The sequence below is a fragment of the Rhodococcus sp. Z13 genome, from assembly GCF_025837095.1.
GTDB lineage: Bacteria > Actinomycetota > Actinomycetes > Mycobacteriales > Mycobacteriaceae > Rhodococcus > Rhodococcus sacchari.
The window spans coordinates 3,213,771-3,234,189 of sequence record NZ_CP107551.1 but is presented as its reverse complement, the minus strand read 5'-3'; the positions used below and the strand labels follow the sequence as shown (position 1 = coordinate 3,234,189).

General features: G+C 71.8%; 16 protein-coding genes. 10 read left to right on the top strand and 6 right to left on the bottom strand.

Features of this window, described 5'->3' with window-relative positions; genetic code table 11:
* Positions 1-77 precede the first annotated feature (77 nt).
* Both OED52_RS14910 and OED52_RS14905 read left to right on the top strand, forming a co-directional pair.
* Complete coding sequence (locus OED52_RS14910; RefSeq protein ID WP_413247670.1) at positions 78-1,463, top strand: ATP-binding protein; 1,386 nt, start codon at positions 78-80, stop codon at positions 1,461-1,463.
* Positions 1,460-2,146: a response regulator gene (locus OED52_RS14905; RefSeq protein WP_264151637.1), complete on the top strand. Its 687-nt coding sequence runs from the start codon at positions 1,460-1,462 to the stop codon at positions 2,144-2,146. The genes OED52_RS14910 and OED52_RS14905 overlap by 4 nt, the downstream gene beginning before the upstream one ends.
* A gap of 40 nt (positions 2,147-2,186) precedes the next feature.
* On the opposite strand, the gene OED52_RS14900 is transcribed toward OED52_RS14905, so the two are convergent.
* The gene (locus tag OED52_RS14900; protein WP_413247669.1) at positions 2,187-3,371 is read right to left on the bottom strand and encodes a serine/threonine-protein kinase; all 1,185 of its coding nucleotides are present in this window, start codon (positions 3,369-3,371) and stop codon (positions 2,187-2,189) included.
* 202 nt (positions 3,372-3,573) lie between these two features.
* On the opposite strand from OED52_RS14900, the gene OED52_RS14895 reads away from it, so the two are divergent.
* Genes OED52_RS14895 through OED52_RS14880 form a run of 4 tightly spaced genes read left to right on the top strand, consistent with a single transcriptional unit; the run spans position 3,574 to position 7,679 of the window.
* Positions 3,574-4,365: a hypothetical protein gene (locus OED52_RS14895; RefSeq protein ID WP_264154719.1), complete on the top strand. Its 792-nt coding sequence runs from the start codon at positions 3,574-3,576 to the stop codon at positions 4,363-4,365.
* Positions 4,362-5,930, top strand: a complete 1,569-nt coding sequence (locus tag OED52_RS14890; RefSeq protein ID WP_264151635.1) for a DNA polymerase Y family protein — start codon at positions 4,362-4,364, stop codon at positions 5,928-5,930. Before OED52_RS14895 ends, OED52_RS14890 begins: the two co-directional genes overlap by 4 nt.
* Positions 5,931-5,979: 49 nt before the next feature.
* Complete coding sequence (locus OED52_RS14885) at positions 5,980-6,753, top strand: alpha/beta fold hydrolase (RefSeq protein WP_264151634.1); 774 nt, start codon at positions 5,980-5,982, stop codon at positions 6,751-6,753.
* A gap of 11 nt (positions 6,754-6,764) precedes the next feature.
* Positions 6,765-7,679 (top strand): exodeoxyribonuclease III, encoded by a 915-nt coding sequence (locus OED52_RS14880; protein ID WP_264151633.1) that lies wholly within the window; start codon positions 6,765-6,767, stop codon positions 7,677-7,679.
* A 7-nt stretch (positions 7,680-7,686) separates the two neighbouring features.
* Here OED52_RS14880 and OED52_RS14875 read toward each other — a convergent pair whose 3' ends face one another.
* Positions 7,687-8,793 carry an alcohol dehydrogenase catalytic domain-containing protein gene (locus OED52_RS14875; protein WP_264151632.1) on the bottom strand — a complete coding sequence of 369 codons (1,107 nt, stop codon included), beginning with the start codon at positions 8,791-8,793 and terminating at the stop codon, positions 7,687-7,689.
* A gap of 151 nt (positions 8,794-8,944) precedes the next feature.
* Between OED52_RS14875 and OED52_RS14870 the strand changes: the two genes are divergently transcribed.
* Positions 8,945-9,481, top strand: coding sequence for a hypothetical protein (locus tag OED52_RS14870; RefSeq protein ID WP_264151631.1), 537 nt, complete (start codon positions 8,945-8,947; stop codon positions 9,479-9,481).
* A 22-nt stretch (positions 9,482-9,503) separates the two neighbouring features.
* Positions 9,504-10,367, top strand: a complete 864-nt coding sequence (locus OED52_RS14865) for a sucrase ferredoxin (protein ID WP_264151630.1) — start codon at positions 9,504-9,506, stop codon at positions 10,365-10,367.
* 28 nt (positions 10,368-10,395) lie between these two features.
* On the opposite strand, the gene OED52_RS14860 is transcribed toward OED52_RS14865, so the two are convergent.
* The 4 genes from OED52_RS14860 to OED52_RS14845 form a co-directional block, all read right to left on the bottom strand.
* Complete coding sequence (locus tag OED52_RS14860) at positions 10,396-12,519, bottom strand: MMPL family transporter (protein WP_264151629.1); 2,124 nt, start codon at positions 12,517-12,519, stop codon at positions 10,396-10,398.
* A 321-nt stretch (positions 12,520-12,840) separates the two neighbouring features.
* Positions 12,841-14,397 carry a multicopper oxidase family protein gene (locus OED52_RS14855; RefSeq protein ID WP_264151628.1) on the bottom strand — a complete coding sequence of 519 codons (1,557 nt, stop codon included), beginning with the start codon at positions 14,395-14,397 and terminating at the stop codon, positions 12,841-12,843.
* A gap of 48 nt (positions 14,398-14,445) precedes the next feature.
* Complete coding sequence (locus tag OED52_RS14850; protein ID WP_264151627.1) at positions 14,446-15,585, bottom strand: RNA polymerase sigma factor; 1,140 nt, start codon at positions 15,583-15,585, stop codon at positions 14,446-14,448.
* 28 nt (positions 15,586-15,613) lie between these two features.
* Entirely contained in the window at positions 15,614-16,021 is a 408-nt protein-coding gene (locus OED52_RS14845) for a YciI family protein (RefSeq protein WP_264151626.1), read from the bottom strand.
* 112 nt (positions 16,022-16,133) lie between these two features.
* Here OED52_RS14845 and OED52_RS14840 point away from each other — a divergent pair, with 112 nt between their 5' ends.
* Both OED52_RS14840 and OED52_RS14835 read left to right on the top strand, forming a co-directional pair.
* Positions 16,134-17,039: a D-isomer specific 2-hydroxyacid dehydrogenase family protein gene (locus OED52_RS14840; RefSeq protein WP_264151625.1), complete on the top strand. Its 906-nt coding sequence runs from the start codon at positions 16,134-16,136 to the stop codon at positions 17,037-17,039.
* A gap of 127 nt (positions 17,040-17,166) precedes the next feature.
* The gene (locus tag OED52_RS14835) at positions 17,167-20,415 is read left to right on the top strand and encodes an error-prone DNA polymerase (RefSeq protein WP_264151624.1); all 3,249 of its coding nucleotides are present in this window, start codon (positions 17,167-17,169) and stop codon (positions 20,413-20,415) included.
* Positions 20,416-20,419 lie beyond the last annotated feature (4 nt).

Here is a 20,419-nt window from a genome sequence, read left to right as displayed (position 1 = left end):
CGGAACGCGCCGCACATCAGGGACCAACCCTGATCTTCCGGCCCGATACGGCACCGGGACATCAGGGTTCGTCCCCGATGCAGGGCTCTCGGGGCGCGTGCCAGTATCGAGGTGTGCAGTCGATTCCCGAACTTCCCGTGCCCGTACCCCGCCTCGAACGGCGCGTGGGCGGGCGCATCGTGGGCGGTGTGGCCGGGGGCGTCGCCGACCATCTCGGTATCGACGCCATCAAGGTGCGTGTCGCGTTCACGGTGCTCGCCGCGCTCGGCGGGTTCGGTATCGCCGCCTACGGCCTGCTGTGGATGTTCGTGCCCCCGGGTTCCGACACCGAGCGGCCGACCGGCTCCGAACGCCGCCGGGCCATCGGCCTGGCCTTCATGGGTCTCGGTCTCGCCGTGGGCCTGTCGTGGTTGTTCAGCGGCGGCGCGGCCGGGGTGGTGGTCCCGATCATCGTGGTCATCGTCGGCGCGGCCCTCGTGTGGCGCGAGTTCGACGTCGAGGGACCCCGGTCGATACTCGGTCTGCCCGCCCGTCCCACCGTCCTGACGTGGGCGCGGGTGCTCGGCGGGCTCACCCTCGTCGTCACCGGTCTCGGCGTGATGGTCATCGCGCAGGTCGACGTGGCGGCGTTGCGCTCGTCGCTGCTGGCGGTGGTGGTCACCTTGGTCGGCGCGGCCCTGCTGTCGGTGCCGTTGTGGATCCGCATGTGGCGTGCCCTCGAGGTCGAGCGCGCTGCGCGGGTGCGCAACGAGGAACGCGAAGAGATCGCCTCGCACCTGCACGACTCGGTGCTGCAGACCCTTGCGCTCATTCAGAAGCAGGCCGGTGACGCGCAGGAGGTCGTGCGTCTGGCCCGCAGCCAGGAACGCGAACTGCGCCGCTGGCTGTTCGGCGGGGACGAGACACCCCGCACCTCGCTCGCCGAGACGCTGCGCACCATCGCCGGGGAGGTGGAGGACCAGTACGGCCTGTCGGTCCAGCCTGTCATCGTCGGCGACATCGCGCCCGACGACGGGGATCTCACCCCCGAGGCCGCGACCGCCGTGCTCGGCGCGACCCGAGAGGCGCTCGTCAACGCCGCCAAGCATGCCGGGGTGGACGGTGTGGATCTGTTCGCGGAGGTCGAACCGCACCAGGTCAGCGTGTTCGTGCGCGACCGGGGTGTCGGTTTCGATCCCGATCAGGTCCCCGAGGACCGGCAGGGCCTGGCGAAGTCGATCCGGGCGCGGGTGGAGCGCCGCGGCGGCCGGACCGTGGTGAAGTCCAGTCCCGGCAAGGGCACCGAGGTGCGCATCCACATGCCGCGTACCACCGGTGCCGACGCCGCCCGCGAGCGGGCCGTGGATACCGCCCGGGAGCGGGCCGTGGATACCGCCCGGGAGCGGGCCACCGACGCGACCGCCGCCACGTCGACCCTAGAGTGGGAGGTGACCGACCCCCGCCCCGAGGAGCAGACCCAGTGACTTCGATTCCGGCGACATCGAGCGATGCCACCGCGAACAGCCGTCCCTTCCGCGTCTTCCTGGTGGACGACCATGCGGTCTTCCGCTCGGGAGTGCGCACCGAACTGGGGCGCGAACCCGACATGGAGATCGTCGGGGAGGCCGGGGGAGTCGCCGAGGCGGTCGCCGGGATCGAGGCGAGCAAACCGGATGTCGTGCTCCTCGACGTCCACATGCCCGAGGGCGGCGGGGTCGCCGTCCTCCAGCGCATCCCCGACGGCCCGGTGTGCCTGGCCCTGAGCGTGTCCGACGCGGCGGAGGACGTCATCGCCGTGATCCGCGCCGGTGCCCGCGGTTACGTCACGAAGACCATCTCGGGACCGGATCTCGCCGACGCGGTGCGCCGGGTGGCGGGTGGCGACGCGGTGTTCAGCCCGCGGCTGGCCGGTTTCGTTCTCGACTCGTTCACGGGCCGCTCGGCGGCACCGGAACCGCCGCTCGATCCCGAACTCGACTCGCTGACCCCGCGCGAGCTCGAGGTGCTGCGGCTGCTCGCCCGCGGCTACACCTACCGGGAGATCGCCGAGGAGCTGGTGATCTCGGTGAAGACCGTGGAGACGCACGCGTCGAACGTGTTGCGCAAGACGCAGCAGTCGAACCGCAACGCGTTGACGCGGTGGGCGCACCGCCGCCGGATCGACTGAACCCGCCCGGGTCCGGGCCTCCGGCGGTGCGGGGGACGGATCAGGCCACGAACAGCGCGATCACCACGGCGACGAGGAACGCCACCAGTACCACCGCGACCATCGCCGCCATCGCGAGCGGCGCGTATGCCACGATCCGGTCCTGAGTGGTGTCCGGCACCGGCCCCTTCGGCACGAGCCGGTCGATCAGCTCCGACGGAGCGAAGCCCTTCGGGCGCTTGCCCGTCCCGGCGGCGGGCAGAGGCCGGTCGACGAAGGATCCGCGCGGGCGCGGGGTCTCGGTGATCTGGGCCGAGCGCAGTGCCCACGACGGGACGGTCCCGTCCTCGTTCTGGATGGGACGGCCCCGCAGCATCTCCGCCGTGCCGCTCGGCCCGAGCACCACCCGGGCGAGCAGGTCGCGGGCCTGTTCCATCGTCGGGCGCCGGGCCGGGTCGGGCTGGAGCATCTCCAGCAGCGGCTCGGTGAGCGGGCCGGTGTGCGTCGGCACGATGATCTCTGCGCGGGCGACGCGGTGCAGCAACGCGATCGAGTCGGTCTCGAACCCGAAGGGCGGTTGCCCCTCGACCGCGGTGTAGAGCGTCGCACCGAGGGAGAACACGTCGCTGGCCTCGGTCGGGTCGTTTCCGCGCGCGACCTCGGGGGCGAAATAGGCGGGCGTTCCGATGATCACGCCGTCGGGGTCGTTGTCGCCCTTCGCGCGGGCGATGCCGAAGTCGCTGATCTTCACGATGCCGGCGTTGCGGCCGCGTTCGGCGACGAGGATGTTGCCGGGCTTGATGTCGCGGTGGACGATCCCGGCGGCGTGCGCGGCGGTGAGCGCGTCGGCGACGTTCGCTCCGATCTGCGCGACCACGTACGGCGTGAAGGTGTCGACGTCGTTCATCACCTTGGCGAGGCTGCGCGAGGGCAGGTGCTCCATGACGAGCCACGGCTCGCCGTAGTGCAGGGCCACGTCGTACATCGAGATGGCGTGCTCGTGGGTGAGCTGGGCGGCGGCGCGGCCCTCGCGGAGCGCGCGGCGCCGGATGTCCTCGGCCTCGTCGGGATCGAGGTCGGCGGTGGAGATCACCTGCTTGACGGCGACCTCCCGGCCCAGGCGTGTGTCGCGCGCGAGCCAGACGGCACCCATGCCGCCACCTCCGAGTTTGGAGTCGAGCCGATATCGACCGGCCACCAAGTGATCCGGCCCTACGGCCCGTCCGGCCCAATCCTGCTCCGCCACACGGCCGAGCGTAGTCGATCGCGGACGACCGACCTGCCTTCCCGCCGTGTGACCTGCATCGTGGTGTTCCGCTTGACGCCGGACGGGGGACCGGGGTCTACTGAACGGGTCGAAAGTATGTTCGAATAACGGTTCGGGCTGGACCACGACTTCCCCGTGGTCGGCTGGTCGTGTGCACGGCAGGCGGATGACAGGGGTGAGTGTGGGAGAGGTGACCGAACTACCGGTCGGCGACGACGACGGGACGGACCGCGCGGCGGCCGGGACGTCCCGTGAGGAACGCATCGAGGCGCTGCGACGACGGATCACCGCGATCCCGGCGCGCAGCGAGACCGTCCCCGACGCGCGGGGTGACGCGGAGACCGGCGCCGACCGCCTCCTCCCCGTCCCGGAACCGCTGGCGGAACTGCTGCCGCACGGCGGTCTCGTGCGCGGCACCGTCGTGTCCGTCTCCGGCGCGACCTCACTCCTGCTCGGCATGCTCGCCGCCGCGACCGCCGCCGGGGGCTACGCCGCCGTGATCGGTCTGCGCCGGCTGGGGCTGCTCGCCGCCGCGGAGATGGGCGCCCGGCTGCAGCGGCTGGTGGTGATCCCCGATCCGGGACCGGATCCCGTCGAGATCGCCGCGGTCCTGCTCGACGGCATCGATCTCGTGGTCCTCGGTCTCGGCGGCACCTCCGTCCCGTCCTCGCGGGCCCGCGCGGTCGCCGCCCGGGTGCGCAGCCGGCGCGCCGTCCTCGTGGTCACCGACGGGCGGTGGGAGGGCGCCCACACCCGTTTGGAGGCGAGGATCGGCGGCTACCACGGTGTCGACGGCCCCGGGCGCGGCCGGCTGTGCGGCACACGCCTGGCGGTACGGGCACACGGCCGGGCCTTCCCGCCGCGGTCCGTGCGTGTCGAGGTGTGCGCCGACCGTGACGCGGTGACCTGGACGCCGGCCGCGGAGGGCCGCACCCGCACGGGCACCGACCGGGTCCGGACGGCGGCCCGGTGAATGCCCGCACCCCGGCGCGCGTCCTCGCCCTGTGGTGCCCCGACTGGCCGGCGGTGGCCGCGGCCACCGAGGCCGGACTCGACGTGACCGTCCCGATCGCGGTGTTCTCGGCCGACCGCGTCCTCGCCTGCTCCGCCACGGCCCGCACCCTCGGTGTGCGACGGGGCCTGCGCCGTCGGGAGGCCCAGGCGCGCTGCCCGGAACTGCACGTGACCCGAGCCGATCCCGACCGCGACGCACGCGCATTCGAACCCGTCGTCGCGGCGATCGAGGCTCTGGCCCCCGGCGTGGAGATCCTGCGCCCGGGGCTGGTGGTCCTCCCGGCCCGCGGGGTCGTCCGCTGGTTCGGCTCCGAGGAGACCGCGGCCGAGACCCTGATCGACGCCGTCGCCGCGACCGGCGTGGAGTGCCGCATCGGTGTCGCCGACGAACTGTCCACCGCGGTCCTCGCCGCACGGCACGACGCCCTGGTCCCGGTGGGGGAGGGCGCGGGATTCCTCGCGCCGCTGCCGGTCTCCGACCTCGCGGTGGAACCGGTGCTGGCGGCGCCCGAACGCGTCGGGACGGTGGACCTGTTGCGGCGTCTCGGGATCCGCACGATCGGTGCGTTCGCGGCGCTGTCCGCCTCCGACGTCGCGTCGCGGTTCGGTCCCGACGTGATCGCCGCGCACCGCAGCGCGCGGGCGCTGCCCGAACGGCCCCCCTCGCGACGGTCGATCCCTCCGGAGCTGCGGGTCGAGCTGCCCTGCGATCCGCCCGTGGAGCGGGTGGATGCCGCGGCGTTCGCCGGCCGTACTCTCGCCGATCTGCTGCACGCCCGGCTCGCCGCCGCCGGGGTGGCGTGCACGCGGCTGCTCGTGACCGCCCGCACCGAGGCGGGTGAGGAACACGCGCGCACCTGGCGCTGCGCCGAACCGCTCACCCCGGAGGGCACCGCCGACCGGGTGCGCTGGCAGCTCGACGGCTGGCTCACCGGCCGCAACGCGAACCGGCCCACCGCGGGCATCATCCGGCTGAGCCTGGAACCGGTGGAGGTCGTCGCCGCCGGAGCGCTGCAGCTGGGCCTGTGGGGTGGGGTCGGCGACGCCGACGAGCGGGCCCGGCGGGCGCTGGTCCGCGTCCAGGGCCTGCTCGGCAACGAGGCGGTGTGCATCGGGGTGCCGAACGGCGGCCGGGGCCCGAGCGAACGCATCGTCCTCGTGCCGGTGGGCGACGAAGCGGTCCCGCACTCCGACCCCGACGCTCCCTGGCCGGGCCGGCTGCCGCCCCCGGCCCCCGCGCTGGTGCTGCACACACCCCCCGCGATCCGGCTGGACGACGACGTGGGAGAGCCGGTGACGGTGACCGAGCGCGGACTGCTCAGCGGGTCACCCGCTCGGCTGCGATGGGGAAGTCGTGGTTGGACGGTGACCGGATGGGCGGGACCGTGGCCGGTGGACGAGTGCTGGTGGGATCCGGCCTCGGCCCGGTGCGCTGCCCGCCTGCAGGTGCGGCTCGGGGAAGCGCGGGCCCTGCTGGTGCTCTTCGGCGCCGACGGCTGGCGGGTGGAAGGGATCTACGACTGACCGGGTTCGACGGTCGGCCGAGTCCGGCGACTGATTAGGCTCGACTGTCATGAGAGCTCCCGTCCTCACCGCCGCGCCGAACGGTGTCGCCCTCGCGTACCGCGAGTTCGCGGCACCCGGCCGGACCGATCCCGTGCCGGTGGTCCTGGTGCACGGCCTCGGCGGGGACGGGCGCACCTGGACCCGGTTCGCCCGCGGCCTGGTCCGGGCCGGCCGCCGCGTCGTCACGGTCGACCTGCGCGGGCACGGACGCAGTGCCCGCGCAGCGTCGTACCGGTTCGACGAGTTCGCCGCCGACGTCGCCGGGCTGTGCCTGCACCTCGGGGTCGACGCCGTGGACATCGTCGGGCACTCGCTCGGTGGACATGTGGGTTCGCTTGTCGCGCAACGCAACCCGGGGCTCGTGCGGCGTCTCGTCCTCGAGGAGGCGCCGCTGCCGCTGCGCGAGGGTGATCCCGTGCCGCAGGTCCCCGCGCACCGCCCCACCCCGGCCGAACTGTGGTACGCCGCGACCAGCATGGTGCTCAACCCGCGGGCGGTCACGGCCTTCGACCGGTCCATGACCGACTCGGTCGTCACCCAGTTCCACACCCCGAATCCGCTCTGGTGGCAACACCTTCCGCAGCTCGACTCGCCCACCCTGCTGCTGCGCGGAGTGCGACGTGGCAGCATGGTCGATCCGCGTCTGCTGGCCGCGGCCGTCGAGGAGATCCCGGCCGCGACGGTGCGGGAGATCGGATGCGGGCACAGCATCCACCGCGACCGTGCCCGCGACTTCGAGGCGGCGGTGCTGCCGTTCCTCACCGACCGCACCGTTCCCTAGACTGGTCGCTCGTGCGGATCGCGACCTTCAACATCAACGGAATCCGCGCGGCCCGGCGACGCGGCTTCGAGGACTGGTTGCGCGAGCGCACCCCCGACGTCGTGGCCCTGCAGGAGGTCCGCGCCCCCGCCGCCGCCATCCCCGAGGGCGTGTTCGGCAAGTACCACCTCGCCTACGAGGAGGGCCTCCTCCCCGGCCGCAACGGCGTGGGGATCCTGACACTCCACGAACCGGTGGCCGTCCGCACCTGGAGCGGCACCGCCCTGCTGCGCCTGCCCGGCGATGACCACCTCGACCTCGTCGAGCTCGACCGGGGGCCGCTCGCGCGCGGGCTCTCCGAATTCGCCCGCGAGGGCCGCTACATCGAGGTGGACCTTGCCGAGGCGCCGATCACCGTCGCGTCGCTCTACCTGCCCAAGGGCGGGCTCCCGGCCCACCTGCAGAAGCCCGGCCGGATGCGGGAGGAACCGGACGGGGGCCGCCGCTACGAACGCAAGATGCGGTTCCTGTCCGCCTTCGCGCGGCAGCTGACCCGCACCCGCCTCGCCGCCCGCGCCCGGGGTCGGGAGTTCCTGATCATGGGGGATTTCAACGTCGCCCACACCCGCTACGACGTGCGCAACTGGCGGCGGCGCGGCCAGGCCGAGGGGTTCCTCCCCGAGGAACGGGCCTGGTTCGACTCGCTGTTGTCGCCGCGCACCCTCGTCGACGTGGTCCGCTCCCTGCACCCCGAGGTCGACGGACCCTATTCGTGGTGGTCGTGGCTGGGCGAATCGTTCGCCTCCGATTCGGGCTGGCGCATCGACTACCACCTCGCCACACCGGGACTGGCCCGCACGGCGATCTCCGCGGGCACCGACCGGGATCCGGCCCCCGACCGGCGGATCAGCGATCACGCCCCCGTCGTGGTGGACTACGACCTCTGAGGTCGTCTCACCGCATGGTGACGATCTGGCGCAGCGCGGTGCCTTCGGCGAGGGCGTCCATGCCCTCGTTGATCCTCGCCAGCGGCAGGTGATCGGTGACGAGCCGTTCCACCGGGAGCCGTCCCTGCCGCCACATGTCGACGAACCGGGGGATGTCCCGGGCCGGCACCGCGGACCCGAGATAACTGCCCACCAGCGACCGGCCCTCACCGACGAGCGCGGCGGGGGAGATCTCCAGCCGGGCGTCGGGGGAGGGCAGGCCCACCGTCACCGTCGTGCCGCCCGGCCCGGTGAGCGCGACCGCCGTGTCCAACGCGGGCACGCTGCCGGCCGCCTCCACCACGGCCCTCGCCCGGATGCCCTGCGCGAGGGCCTCGTCGGGGGAGAACACGTGCGTCGCGCCCAGCGACCGGGCCGTGTCCCGCTTGTCCCGGGAGGTGTCCACCGCGACCACGGTGACGTCCTCGTGGGCGAGGGCCACGAGCACCGCGGCCATGCCCACCCCGCCGAGCCCGACCACGGCGAGTGTCTCCCCGGCGGCGGGACGGGCCGCGTTGACCACCGCACCACCACCGGTGAGCACCGCGCAGCCCATGAGCGCGGCCACCTCGGCCGGGACGTCGTCCTCGACCGGTACGAGGGAGCGGGCGTCGAGGACGGCGTGCGTGGCGAAGGCCGACACCCCGAGATGGTGGTGCACCTCGCTGCCGGCGCGGTGCAGACGCCGGCCACCCGCCAGCAGTGTCCCCGCGGCGTTCGCCGCCGATCCCGGGAGGCAGGGCCGGATGCCGTCGCTCGCGCAGCCCTCGCAGTCCCCGCAGCGCGGCAGGAAGGTCGTGACGACCCGCTGCCCGACCGTCGGTCCTGCGACCCCGTCGCCCAGTTCGACGATGCGCCCGGCCGCCTCGTGCCCGAGCAGCATGGGCACCGGACGTACCCGGTTGCCGTCGACGACGGACAGATCGGAGTGGCACACCCCGGCGCATTCGATCTCGACGAGCACCTCGCCCGGGCCCGGCGGCTCCAGATCCAGCGTGCCCACCCCGAGCGGCGTGGACCGCCTGTACGGGCGTGGCCGCCCGATCTCCTCCAGCACTGCACCCGTGATCCGCACCGGACCCCTTCCGATCGTCCCGACTCCTGCACCCCACCCTGCCCGGCGGTGTGGAGGTCGCGGGGCGGGTCGCACGAAAAGGCGGGAAATGCCCGACTCGCCGCCCCACGGAGCCGTCTCGTCCGGGGCACCTTCGACCTAGCATCGGAGCATGGCCATCACCCGAGCGGACCTCCGCCTCGTCGCTGCGAGTGCTCTCTACGCCGTGTCCCAGGCGAACATCGCCCACGTACTCGGGTCCACCGCGACGACGGTCGGCACGATCCAGACCACCTTCTCAGCGGAGAAGTACCGGAAGATCCTCGACAATCTCGGTCCGGAGGAACTCGAACGGTACCGGGAGCACTACTACTGGGACATGGTGCACCCGCTGACCTTCGCGATCGCGCTGCGCGCCGGGGCCCGCGCCCTCCACGAGCACCGTCCGCTACGGCCGCGGACCCGCCGGTTGCTGCTGGCCGCCCCGGCCGTCGCGGCCGCCGGTGACTACGTCGAGAACGTCGTCGGCCTGTACCTGCTCGACCACCGCACCCGCATCGACGACCGGATCGTGCGGACCGCGTCCACGGTCAGCGTCACCAAGTGGGCGCTGGCGCTCGGCAGCCTCGCCTACCTGTCGCAGGGTTTCCTGCGGCTGTGGGGTGCCGCGGCGCTGCGGTCGGTGCGAGGGCGCTCGTCCCGCGGATGACCGGGCGGGCGACAATGGCCGTGTGAGCGCTCCGACCTGTTCCGTCCTGTCCGCCCGCGACGAACCGCTGGCCGGCACCGCCGCGACGGCCCCCGGTTACGTCTGCCTCGAGATGCCGTCCGGATGGGGACGCGACGTGCTCGACGGCACCGCCCTCGGCGCCGACCTGGTCGGCGAACTGTCCGCTCTCGCGAAGGCCGCGGACGTGCGGATCCTGTTCATCCGCCGCCCGGGACGCGACGTGGTGCGCCCGACGCGGACGGTCCTGCTCGCCCGCACCGAGCCGGGTTCCACCTGGTGCGAACGGCTCGAGATCACCGACCCCGCGGAACTGCGCGGGATCGTCCCCCGCGTGGTGGCCGGTCCGGCGCCCGGCATCGGCGCCGCGCAGACCGATCCGGTCGCGCTGGTGTGTGCCCACGGCAAGCGCGACCGCTGCTGCGCCGTCCTCGGCCGGCCCGTCGCCGCGGCGCTCGCCGAGGAGCTCGGCCAGGACGTCTGGGAGTGCTCGCACACCGGCGGGCACCGGTTCGCGCCGTCGATGATCCTGCTGCCCACCGGCTACACCTACGGCCGGCTCGACGCGGCCGACAGTCTCGCCGCGGTCCGGGCGGCGCGCGAGGGCCGGGTGCATCCCGCCGGGTTGCGGGGACGCAGCACGTGGAACGCGGTCGGGCAGGTCGCGGAACTCGCGGTGCGTGAGGCGATCGGGGAGCACGTCCTCGACGCGCTCACCGTCGAGGACGGACCCGTGGTGCGCCACCGGGACGGCCGCACGTGGCGGGTCGGGGTGGAGACCTCGGAGCTGCCCGCGCGACCCGCGAGCTGCGGTGCCGACCCCAAGCCGGTGCGCCCGGTGATCGCCACGACCGTCACCCCGCTGTAGCTCCCACCGCGGCGGGAGCCACGACGGGTCAGTGCCCGAGCCCGACCTTCGCGTGCACCTTCTTCATCCACGCCGGAGCCCACCAGTTGGCCTCACCCATGAGCTTGACCAGCGACGGCACGAGCAGCATGCGCACGATCGTCGCGTCGACGATCAGCGCGACGATCATGCCCACCCCGAGGAACCGCATGATCGACAGGCCGGAGACGGTGAACGCGCCCGTCACCACGATCAGCAGCAGGGCCGCGGCCGTCACGATGCGCCCCGTGCGGGAGATGCCGTACTCGACGGCTTCCACCGTCGTCGCCCCGGCCGCACGGGCCTCCATCATCCGCGACATGAGGAAGACCTCGTAGTCGGTCGACAGACCGAACACCACGGCGAGGATCAGCACGACGAAGGTCGGTTCCATCGCGGACGGCACCACATGCAGCAGCGACGCCCCGTGCCCCAGCTGGAACACCCAGGTCAGCACACCGAAGGTCGCGGCCAGGCTCAGCCCGGCCATGAGCACCGCCTTGATCGGCAGCGCCACGGACCCGAACGCCAGGAACAGCAGCACCAACGTCGAGACCACCATGACCGCGATCATCCAGGGCAGGGCCTCGGAGACGGCCCGGTTCGAGTCGTCGACGAGGGCCCGGCCGCCGCCGACCAGCAGATCGGTGCCGTCGGGTGCGGGAAGGGCCCGCAGTTCGTGGGTGATCTCGGTGGCCCGCTCGGTGCCGTCCACGCCCTGGCCGTAGAGGGCCTGGAGGACGACGACGTCGCCTTCCTGTCCCACGATCACCGTCTGCGAGATGCCGTCGACCTTGGCGACCGCGCTGGACACCGTGCGCACCGCATCGCTGCCGGGAGCCTGCCCGCCCTCACCCTGCAGCACGAGCGTCGCACCGTTGCCGGTACTCGGGAACTCGTCGAGCAGGGTCTGGGTGGCGGCACGGGCCGCACTGTCCTCGGGCAGCGCGGTGTACTCGATCTCGCCGAAACCGGCCTTCAACACCGGGGAGGCGACGACGAGCAGACCAGCGGTGATGACGACGGCGATGAGGGCGGGCCGGCGCACGACCTTGCGGACCACGCCGCCCCAGAACCGCCGGGCGCGCGCCTCGCTGCGGGTGGACGCCTCCCGGTCCCAGGTCCAGGCGTTGATCCGGTGACCGAGCATCGTCAGCACGGCCGGCACCGCGGTCAGCGACAGCACGGCGGCACCGAGCACAGCGGCCATCGCGCCGAGACCGAGCGACCGCAGGACCGCCTGCGGGAAGACGAGCATGCCGGCGAACGCGCAGATCAGCAGGGCCGCGGAGAACATGACGGTGTGGCCGGCCGTCGCCATCGTGCGTCCGACCGCGGTGGGGACGTCCTTGCCCGCCGCGAGTTCCTCACGGAAACGGCCGACGATGAACAACCCGTAGTCGATGGCCAAGCCCAGGCCGATCAGCGACGTGATGTTGAGGGCGTACGAGGACACCTCGGTGAAGTTCGACAGCAACCGCAGCGTCGCGAGGGAGGAGAAGATCGCCAGCACACCCACGAACACCGGCACGGCCGCGGCGATCACCCCACCGAAGATGAACACGAGCAGCACCAGCGTGATCGGGACGGCGATGAGCTCGGACCGGACCAGATCGTGCTCGAGGGTGTCGGTGAACTCGACGGCCACGACGGTGTTGCCCGCGAACTGCGACTCCACCCCGGGCACCTCGAGCAGGTCGAGGGCGGCGGGGAAGGTCGCGTTCGTCAGCCCCGAGTTCGCACCGAGGGTGATGGACGCGGCGACACTGCGCTGGTCCGTCGACAGCAGCAGCTGGTTCATCGGTGGTGGGGCGGTCCAGTAGGTCTGGATCGACTCGGCCGGGACCTGTTCGAGGAACTCGTCGAGGGTCCGTTCGACGTCGGGACGGATGTCGTCGACGGTGCGGCCCTCGGGGGCGGTGTAGAGCGCGATGATGTCCGCGGCCTGTGAACCGAAGGTGTCGTAGATGATCTGCTCGACCTTCACGGCCTCGCTGTCCGGATCGTAGTAGCCGGTCCCGGACAACTTGCCGAACACACCCACGCCCCATGCGCCGGCGACGAGCACCACGAGCAACACGAATGCGAGGACCCATCGGCTCCTGGCGACGACGAACTGGGCCCAGCGATTCACTGCACACTCCCGATTTCCGCTGACGATGTGACGATCGGCAACTGTACTTGCGGAGACAGGACCGCTTCAGCGTGCTCGACAGCACAGCCGCGTCAGCGTGCTCGACAGCACAGCCGCGTCAGCAACACAGGGAGGTGCGGAAGAAAGGGTGGACCGACGCGCCGGATGCCTCACGGCACGTGGCGCAACGTGGCTCCAGCCGGACGGTATTCCACGAAGGCGGTTTCTCATTGGCTCCGGGGCGTACGCGACGCGCCGATCCACACCCCTCAACCTACTCCGGTCACGATCCATTCCCACCACCGGGATGCGTGACCGTGTTCACCCTCCGGAGTGGGCGTGGTGATCGGTGCCGACCGTGCCCGTCACCTCGTCGATGTGCTCGGCGCCGACCACCACGAACTGGCCCATCATCCCGTTGTCCTCGTGCTTCAGCAGATGGCAGTGGTACATGTACGGCATCTGCGGGTCGGGGTGCCGGCCGAACGGCACGAGCAGCCGTGCCGTCGCGCCGGGAGGCAGGAAGACGGTGTCCTTGCGGCCGGCGAGGGAAGGATGATCGGGGTGCATCCCCGTGACGTCGACGATCTCGAACTGTGTGTCGTGGATGTGGAAGTTGTGGATCGTGCCGCTCGCGTTGCGCACCTCCCACAGTTCGGTGGATCCCGCGACCACCACCTGGTCGATCCGGCTCATGTCCATCTCCCGCCCGTCGATCGTCGACGAGGAGGTCAGCTCCACCTCCCGGGTCCCGGTCGGGTCCCCGAGCTCGGGCAGGGTCGTCAGCTGCTCCGGGATCGCGGGTGACGGCGCGAGGTCGGCCGCGACACGCAGTTCGAGGACGTCGATCCGGTCGTCGCCGCCGGAGAAACGGTCCTGCCAGAAATCGCTCCGCAGGTCCGGTGGGGTACTGCGCAGCACGTGCCGCGAGCCCGGTTCCGGCCGGACGACGATCTCGGCGCGCTCACCCGGCGACAGCTGGATGCTGCGGATCGGCCGCGGCTGCTCGAGCAGGCCTCCGTCGCTGCCGACGAGCAGGAAGGGCATCCCGGTGTCGAAGGAGAAGTCGTAGACCCGTGCGTTCGACGCGTTGAGAACCCGCAGCCGCACTGCCTCGGTACCGACCTCGAGGAACGGCCGCGGCGTGCCGTTGACGAGGATCTCGTCGCCGAGGAGCCCGACATCGGAGAACATCGCGTCGTCCTCCGCGAACTGATCGCCGTCGAACCGCTTGTCCTGCACGATCACGGGGACGTCGTCGACGCCGTAGTCGTGCGGGAGAGGCGGCGCACCGGGTTCGTCGACCAGGAACATGCCCGCCACGCCCCGGTACACATGGGCGGCGGTGGAGCCGTGCAGATGCGGGTGGTACCAGAGGGTCGCGGCGGGCTGGTCGACGGTCCAGTACGGCGACCAGGTCGTATCCGGTTCGATCGGCTGGTGCGGACCACCGTCCATGGCGGCGGGCAGGCGCATGCCGTGCCAGTGCATGCTGCTCGTCTCACCGAGTGCGTTCGTGACGTTCACGCGCACCTTCTCGCCGCGCTCGGCGCGCAGGGTCGGCCCGAGATGATCGCCGTTCACACCCCACGTCCGGGTGCCGGGGCCGTGCCCGAGATCGCTCGTGCCGCGCTGCATCGTCAGGTCGAACACGCGTGTGCCGTCGGCATCGACGGTACCGGTCTCCACGGGCGGGATGCGCAGGGGAGTGTCGAACGCGACGCGGCCGGTCGTGTCCACCGCCCGGGTCGTCCAGGCGTGGACGGCCAGCCCGCCGATGACGGCCACGAAGGCCGCGAAGAGGACGAGGGGGACGGCGAGCAGGCGCACGAGAACTCTCACGGTGACGATCCTCGTGATCCCGCGTCGTCGGCACATCCGGTGCGGAACCGGATCTTCCGATGGGGGAGAACCCCGAACCGGCGCTCAGGAAGAGTTGCGCAACCGCGCGGCACAGCGCACCAGATGATCCCGCTCGGGAAGGCTCGTCGCCAACCGTGCCGCCTCCGCGTACAGCTGCGCCGCCCTCTCCGGGTCGCCGGCACGTTCGTGGAGGTACGCCGCGGCCGCCGTGTAGCGGGGCAGGCCGGGATCGAGCTCCGCCAGCGCCGCGAGACCGGCGTGCGGTCCCTCGGCCTCCCCGACCGCGACGGCACGGTTGAGGCGGGCCACCGGATTGTCCGTGAAGCGCAGCAGCTCGTCGTACCACTCGACGATCTGCGCCCAGTCGGTCTCCTCCACAGTGCGTGCGTCGGCGTGCAGGGCGGCGACGGCCGCCTGCGCCTGGAACTCCCCGAGCCGGTCGCGGGCGAGCGCCGCCTGCAGGACCGCCACGCCCTCCGCGATCATGTCCGTGTCCCACAGGCCGCGGTCCTGTTCGGCGAGCGGGACGAGACCGCCGTCCGGCCCGGTCCGTGCCGGACGGCGGGCATGGTGGAGCAGCATGAGCGCGAGCAGACCCGACACCTCGGGATGGTCGATCACCGCTGCCAGCCGACGCGTGAGCCGGATGGCCTCGGTCGCCAGGTCGACGTCACCCGAACAACCCTCGTTGAACACGAGATAGAGCACCCGCAGTACCGTCGCGACATCCCCCGGCCGGTCCAGCCGGACCTCCGAGATCGTGCGCTTGGCCCGGCTGATGCGCTGGGCCATCGTCGCTTCCGGAACGAGATAGGCCTGTGCGATCTGCCGGGTGGTCAGCCCGCCGACGGCCCGCAGGGTCAGCGCCACCGCCGACGCCGGAGTGAGCGAAGGGTGGGCGCACAGGAAATACAACGCGAGCGTGTCGTCCACCGGTGCGCCCGGTCCGGGCCGGGGCTCCGCCTCGACGAGGACCTCCCGGCGCCTGCGGGACGCGTCGGCGCGCACCGCATCGAGGAACCTGCGCCACGCCACCGCGACCAGCCAGCCCTTCGGGTCGCGCGGCGGATCCTCCGGCCACACCCGCAGGGCTTCGACGAGCGCGTCCTGCACGGCATCCTCGGCCGACGCGAAATCCGCTCCGCGACGGACGAGGATGCCGATCACATCGGGGACGAGCGTGCGCAGCAGCGACTCGTCCAAATCTCACTCCGTGACGGTGTCCATGACGTCACTCCGTGACGGTCGGCGGCTCGGACATGAACGGGCGCACCTCGAGCCATTCGTGGATCGGCTTCCCGCCCGCTCCCGGCGCGGCCGACAGTTCCGCGGCCAGTCCCAACGCCCGGTCGTAGCTGTCGACGTCGATCACCATCCACCCGGCGATGAGATCCTTCGTCTCCGGGAACGGTCCGTCGGTGACCGGGGGACGCCCCTCGCCGTCGTAGCGGACGAAGGTGCCCTCCGGGGAGAGCGCCTGTGCGTCGACGAACTCGCCGGTGCTCTCGAGACGGGCGGCGAAATCCTGCATGTACCGGATGTGGGCCGAGACCTCGTCCGGCTCCCACTGATCCATGGGTACGTCGTTCACCGCGGCCGGGGCGCCTCGGTAGTGCTTGAGCAGCAGGTACTTGGCCATGGTCTTCTCCTCCGTGCGGTACGGCCCATTGTGGCCGTGTTCGCTCCTGGGACGGAGCCGCTCCGCCGATCTCGACATCCCGCCGCGATCGTCCTGCCGTTAGGGTCGCGGCATGCGCATCCACATCGGGCCCGAGCACGACGACCATCTCGCCGCCGCCGTCGTCGCCGGGGGCGGCACGCTCTCCGCTCTCGACGACGCCGACGCCCTCGTCTGGACGGGTGGGGCCGAGGACTTCCCCGAACTGCCCGACCGGGTGCGATGGGTGCAGCTCACCTTCGCCGGTATCGAACCGTTCTTCCGTGCGGGTCTGATCGACGACCGCCGGATGTGGGCGAACGCGTCCGGGGTGTATGCCGACAACGTCGCCGAGTACGCCGTCGGCGCGCTGCTCGTGGGGCTACGCCAGTTCCACGCCTCGGTGACCGCCCGGGAGTGGACCAAGGACCGCCTGGACCCCCGTGTCCGGACCCTGCACGGCTCCACTGTGGCGATCGTCGGCTGCGGCGGCATCGGCCGCGCCATGATCCCGCGTCTGCACGCGCTCGGCGCCGAGGTCGTCGCGGTCAACCGGTCGGGGCGGCCCGTCGACGGCGCGAAGGTGACCCTGCCGGCCGAACGGGCCGCCGAGGTGTGGTCGACTGCCGACCACTTCGTGATCGCCGCTCCCGCGACCGCCGCGACCGACCGGCTCGTCGACGCCGCGGTGCTGACGGAGATGCCGGAGACGGCGTGGCTGGTGAACGTCGCGCGCGGCAACCTCGTCGACACCGACGCCTTGGTCGACGCCCTGAAGACGGGTGCGATCGCCGGTGCGGTGCTCGACGTCACCGATCCCGAGCCCCTGCCCGCCGGGCATCCGTTGTGGGAGCTCGAGAACGCGGTGATCACCCCGCACATCGCCAACACCCGCACCCACCTGACGGCGAACTTCGCGCCCACCCTCGAGGAGAACGTGCGCCGCTTCCTGAAGGGGGAGGAACTGCTCGCGCGGGTCGATCCGAGCGTCGGTTACTGACCGAACCCGCGTCCTCGCGCGGCCCCGGACACGTACAACCGGTTGACACCGTGCTTGTGTCCGCGGAACGAGCGACCACCGGATTCGAACATGTGTGCGATACTGGTCGGGCTGCCGGAGGTGTCGCATGGGATGGGGAAACGGTCCGCCGACCTGGTCGGAGATGGAACGCGTGCTCTCGGGCCGTCCCGCCCGCCGCGACGCCGACCATCCCGGCGACGGTGGCGACAGCCCCGCCTGGACGCGCACCCGCGCCGCCTACGAACCCCGCGTCTCCCGGCCCGACGGACCCGTCGTGCCCTACGCCGACCTGCACACCCACTCGGCGTTCAGCTTCCTCGACGGCGCCTCCACCCCCGAGGAACTCGTCGAGGAAGCGGTGCGTCTCGGACTCGAGGCGGTGGCGATCACCGACCACGACGGCCTCTACGGCGCGGTGCGATTCGCCGAGGCCGCACGGGAACTCGGTCTCGGCACCGTCTTCGGAGCGGAACTGTCCCTCGACGAGGCCCATCTGCTGGTCCTCGCCCGCGGGCAGGAGGGCTACCGCCGGTTGTCGCGGCAGATCGCCGACGCCCACCTCGCCGGCGGTGAGAAGGGCAGACCCCGCTACGACTACGACGCGCTCACCGACGCGGCCGGTGGACACTGGCAGATCCTCACCGGCTGCCGCCGCGGACACCTACGACAGGCGCTCGACCGCGGCGGGATCACCGCCGCCGAAGCGGCCCTGCGCGATCTCGTCGACCGCTTCGGCGCCGGCCGGGTGACCGTCGAACTCACCCGGCACGGCCACCCCGACGATCACGAACGCAACACCGCCCTGTTCGGAATCGCCGAGCGGCACGGGCTTCCGTGTATCGCCACCACCGCCGCGCATTTCGCGCATCCGGGACGACGCCGACTCGCGATGGCGATGGCGGCGATCTCCGACCGGCAGAGCCTCGACGCCGCCGCCGGGCGTCTCCCACCGACCGGGGGAGGGCACCTGAGGTCGGGTGAGGAGATGACGCGGCTGTTCGCCGACTTCCCCGGAGTCGTCACCGCAGCAGTAGAACTCGGCCGGGAGTGCGCCTTCGACCTGCGGCTCGTCGCACCGAAGCTGCCGCCCTTCGACGTGCCCGACGGGCACACCGAACTCACCTGGCTGCGCGAACTCACCTACGAGGGCGCGCGTCGCCGCTACGGGCCACCCGAGGCCGATCCGGCGGCCTACCGGCAGATCGAGCACGAACTCGCGGTCATCGGCGAACTCGGGTTCCCGGGCTACTTCCTCGTCGTCCACGATATCGTCGAGTTCTGCAGACGCAACGACATCCTCTGCCAGGGAAGGGGATCCGCCGCCAACTCCGCGGTCTGTCATGCCATCGGCATCACGAACGTCGACCCCGTCCGCAACGAGCTGTTGTTCGAGCGGTTCCTCTCACCCGAACGCGACGGCCCGCCCGACATCGACCTCGACATCGAATCCGACCGACGCGAGGAGGCGATCCAGTACGTCTACCGCAGATACGGTCGCACCAACGCCGCCCAGGTCGCCAACGTGATCACCTACCGGGCGCGGTCCGCTGTCCGCGACATGGCCCGAGCCCTCGGTCATTCCCAGGGTCAGCAGGACGCCTGGAGCAAACGGATCGGACGGTGGAGCGGGATCCGCGGCGAGGACGACACCGGGATCCCCGAGGCCGTCCTCGATCTCGCCGCGCAGATCGAGGGCCTGCCGCGGCATCTCGGAATCCATTCGGGCGGAATGGTGATCTGCGACCGTCCGGTCGCGGACGTGTGCCCGGTCGAATGGGCCCGCATGGAGGGCCGCACCGTCCTGCAGTGGGACAAGGACGACTGCGCCGCCGCGGGACTGGTGAAGTTCGACCTGCTCGGCCTCGGCATGCTCTCCGCGCTGCACTACATGATCGACCTCGTCGCCGAACACGAAGGCGTCCGAGTCGATCTCGCGCGACTCGACCTCACCGAGGAAGCGGTCTACGAGATGCTGTGCCGCGCCGATTCGGTCGGGGTCTTCCAGGTGGAGTCGCGAGCGCAGATGACCACCCTGCCCCGCCTGAAACCCCGCTGCTTCTACGATCTGGTCATCGAGGTGGCGCTCATCCGCCCCGGCCCCATCCAGGGCGGTTCGGTGCATCCCTACATCCGGCGGCGCAATGGTCTCGAACCCGTCGTCTACGACCATCCCTGCTTGGAGAAGGCCCTCGAACGCACCCTCGGGGTGCCGCTGTTCCAGGAGCAGCTCATGCAGATGGCCGTCGACGCCGCCGGTTTCACCGCGGCGGAGGCCGACCAGTTGCGGCGCGCGATGGGCTCGAAACGGTCGCCGGAAAAGATGGGACGACTGCGCGGCCGCCTCTATCAGGGCATGCGGGATCTGCACGACATCACCGGCGAGGTCGCCGACCGCATCTACGAGAAACTCCGTGCCTTCGCGAACTTCGGCTTCCCCGAAAGTCATTCGCAGAGCTTCGCGTCCCTGGTGTTCTACTCGGCCTGGTTCAAACTGCACCACCCCGCCGCCTTCTGCGCCGGCCTGCTGCGCGCCCAGCCGATGGGTTTCTACTCGCCGCAATCGCTCGTCGCCGACGCCCGCCGCCACGGGGTCGTCGTCCACGGTCCCGACGTGAACGCGAGCCGTGCCCACGCCGACCTGGAGAACGGCGGCCGGGAGGTGCGGCTCGGCCTGGGAACGGTGCGGCACATCGGCGCCGACCTCGCCGAACGGATCGTCGCCGAACGCCGCGCCCACGGCCCCTACACCTCCATGACCGATCTGACCGCCCGCGTCGAACTCACCACCGCCCAGGTCGAGGCGCTGGCGACGGCGGGTGCGTTCTCCGGTCTCGGCGCCGGCCGCCGTGAAGCGCTGTGGGCCGCCGGCCCCGCCGCCGCGCAACGCCCCGGACGGTTGCCGGGCGTCGGCACGGCCGTCCCGGCCCCGCCGCTGCCCGGGATGAGCGCGCTCGAACTGGCCGCGGCCGACGTCTGGGCCACCGGCATCTCCCCGGACAGCTACCCGACGCAGTTCCTGCGCCGCCGGCTCGACGAACTCGGCGTGATCCCCGCGGCGGAACTGCTCCGCGTCCCGGACGGGACCCGGATCCTCGTCGGCGGCGCGGTGACCCACCGGCAGCGACCCGCCACCGCGGGCGGGGTCACTTTCCTCAACCTCGAGGACGAGACCGGCATGGTGAACGTGGTGTGCTCGGTGGGGCTGTGGGCGCGCTACCGCGCCGTCGCGCACACCGCCTCGGCGCTGCTCGTGCGGGGCCGGTTGCAGAACGCAGAAGGTGTCGTCACCCTCCTCGCCGACCATCTCGAGCATCTGGATCTGCGAATGCCGAGTAGATCCCGCGACTTTCGCTAGCATC

What these genes read in the sequence shown, in the direction of transcription:
- OED52_RS14870 (WP_264151631.1), top strand. Translation starts at nt 8,945, where the DNA reads ATGGCCATCACCCGAGCGGACCTCCGCCTCGTCGCTGCGAGTGCTCTC.
- OED52_RS14885 (WP_264151634.1), top strand. Translation starts at nt 5,980, where the DNA reads ATGAGAGCTCCCGTCCTCACCGCCGCGCCGAACGGTGTCGCCCTCGCG.
- OED52_RS14845 (WP_264151626.1), bottom strand. Translation starts at nt 16,021, where the DNA reads ATGGCCAAGTACCTGCTGCTCAAGCACTACCGAGGCGCCCCGGCCGCG.
- OED52_RS14835 (WP_264151624.1), top strand. Translation starts at nt 17,167, where the DNA reads ATGGGATGGGGAAACGGTCCGCCGACCTGGTCGGAGATGGAACGCGTG.
- OED52_RS14910 (WP_413247670.1), top strand. Translation starts at nt 78, where the DNA reads ATGCAGGGCTCTCGGGGCGCGTGCCAGTATCGAGGTGTGCAGTCGATT.
- OED52_RS14855 (WP_264151628.1), bottom strand. Translation starts at nt 14,397, where the DNA reads ATGTGCCGACGACGCGGGATCACGAGGATCGTCACCGTGAGAGTTCTC.
- OED52_RS14840 (WP_264151625.1), top strand. Translation starts at nt 16,134, where the DNA reads ATGCGCATCCACATCGGGCCCGAGCACGACGACCATCTCGCCGCCGCC.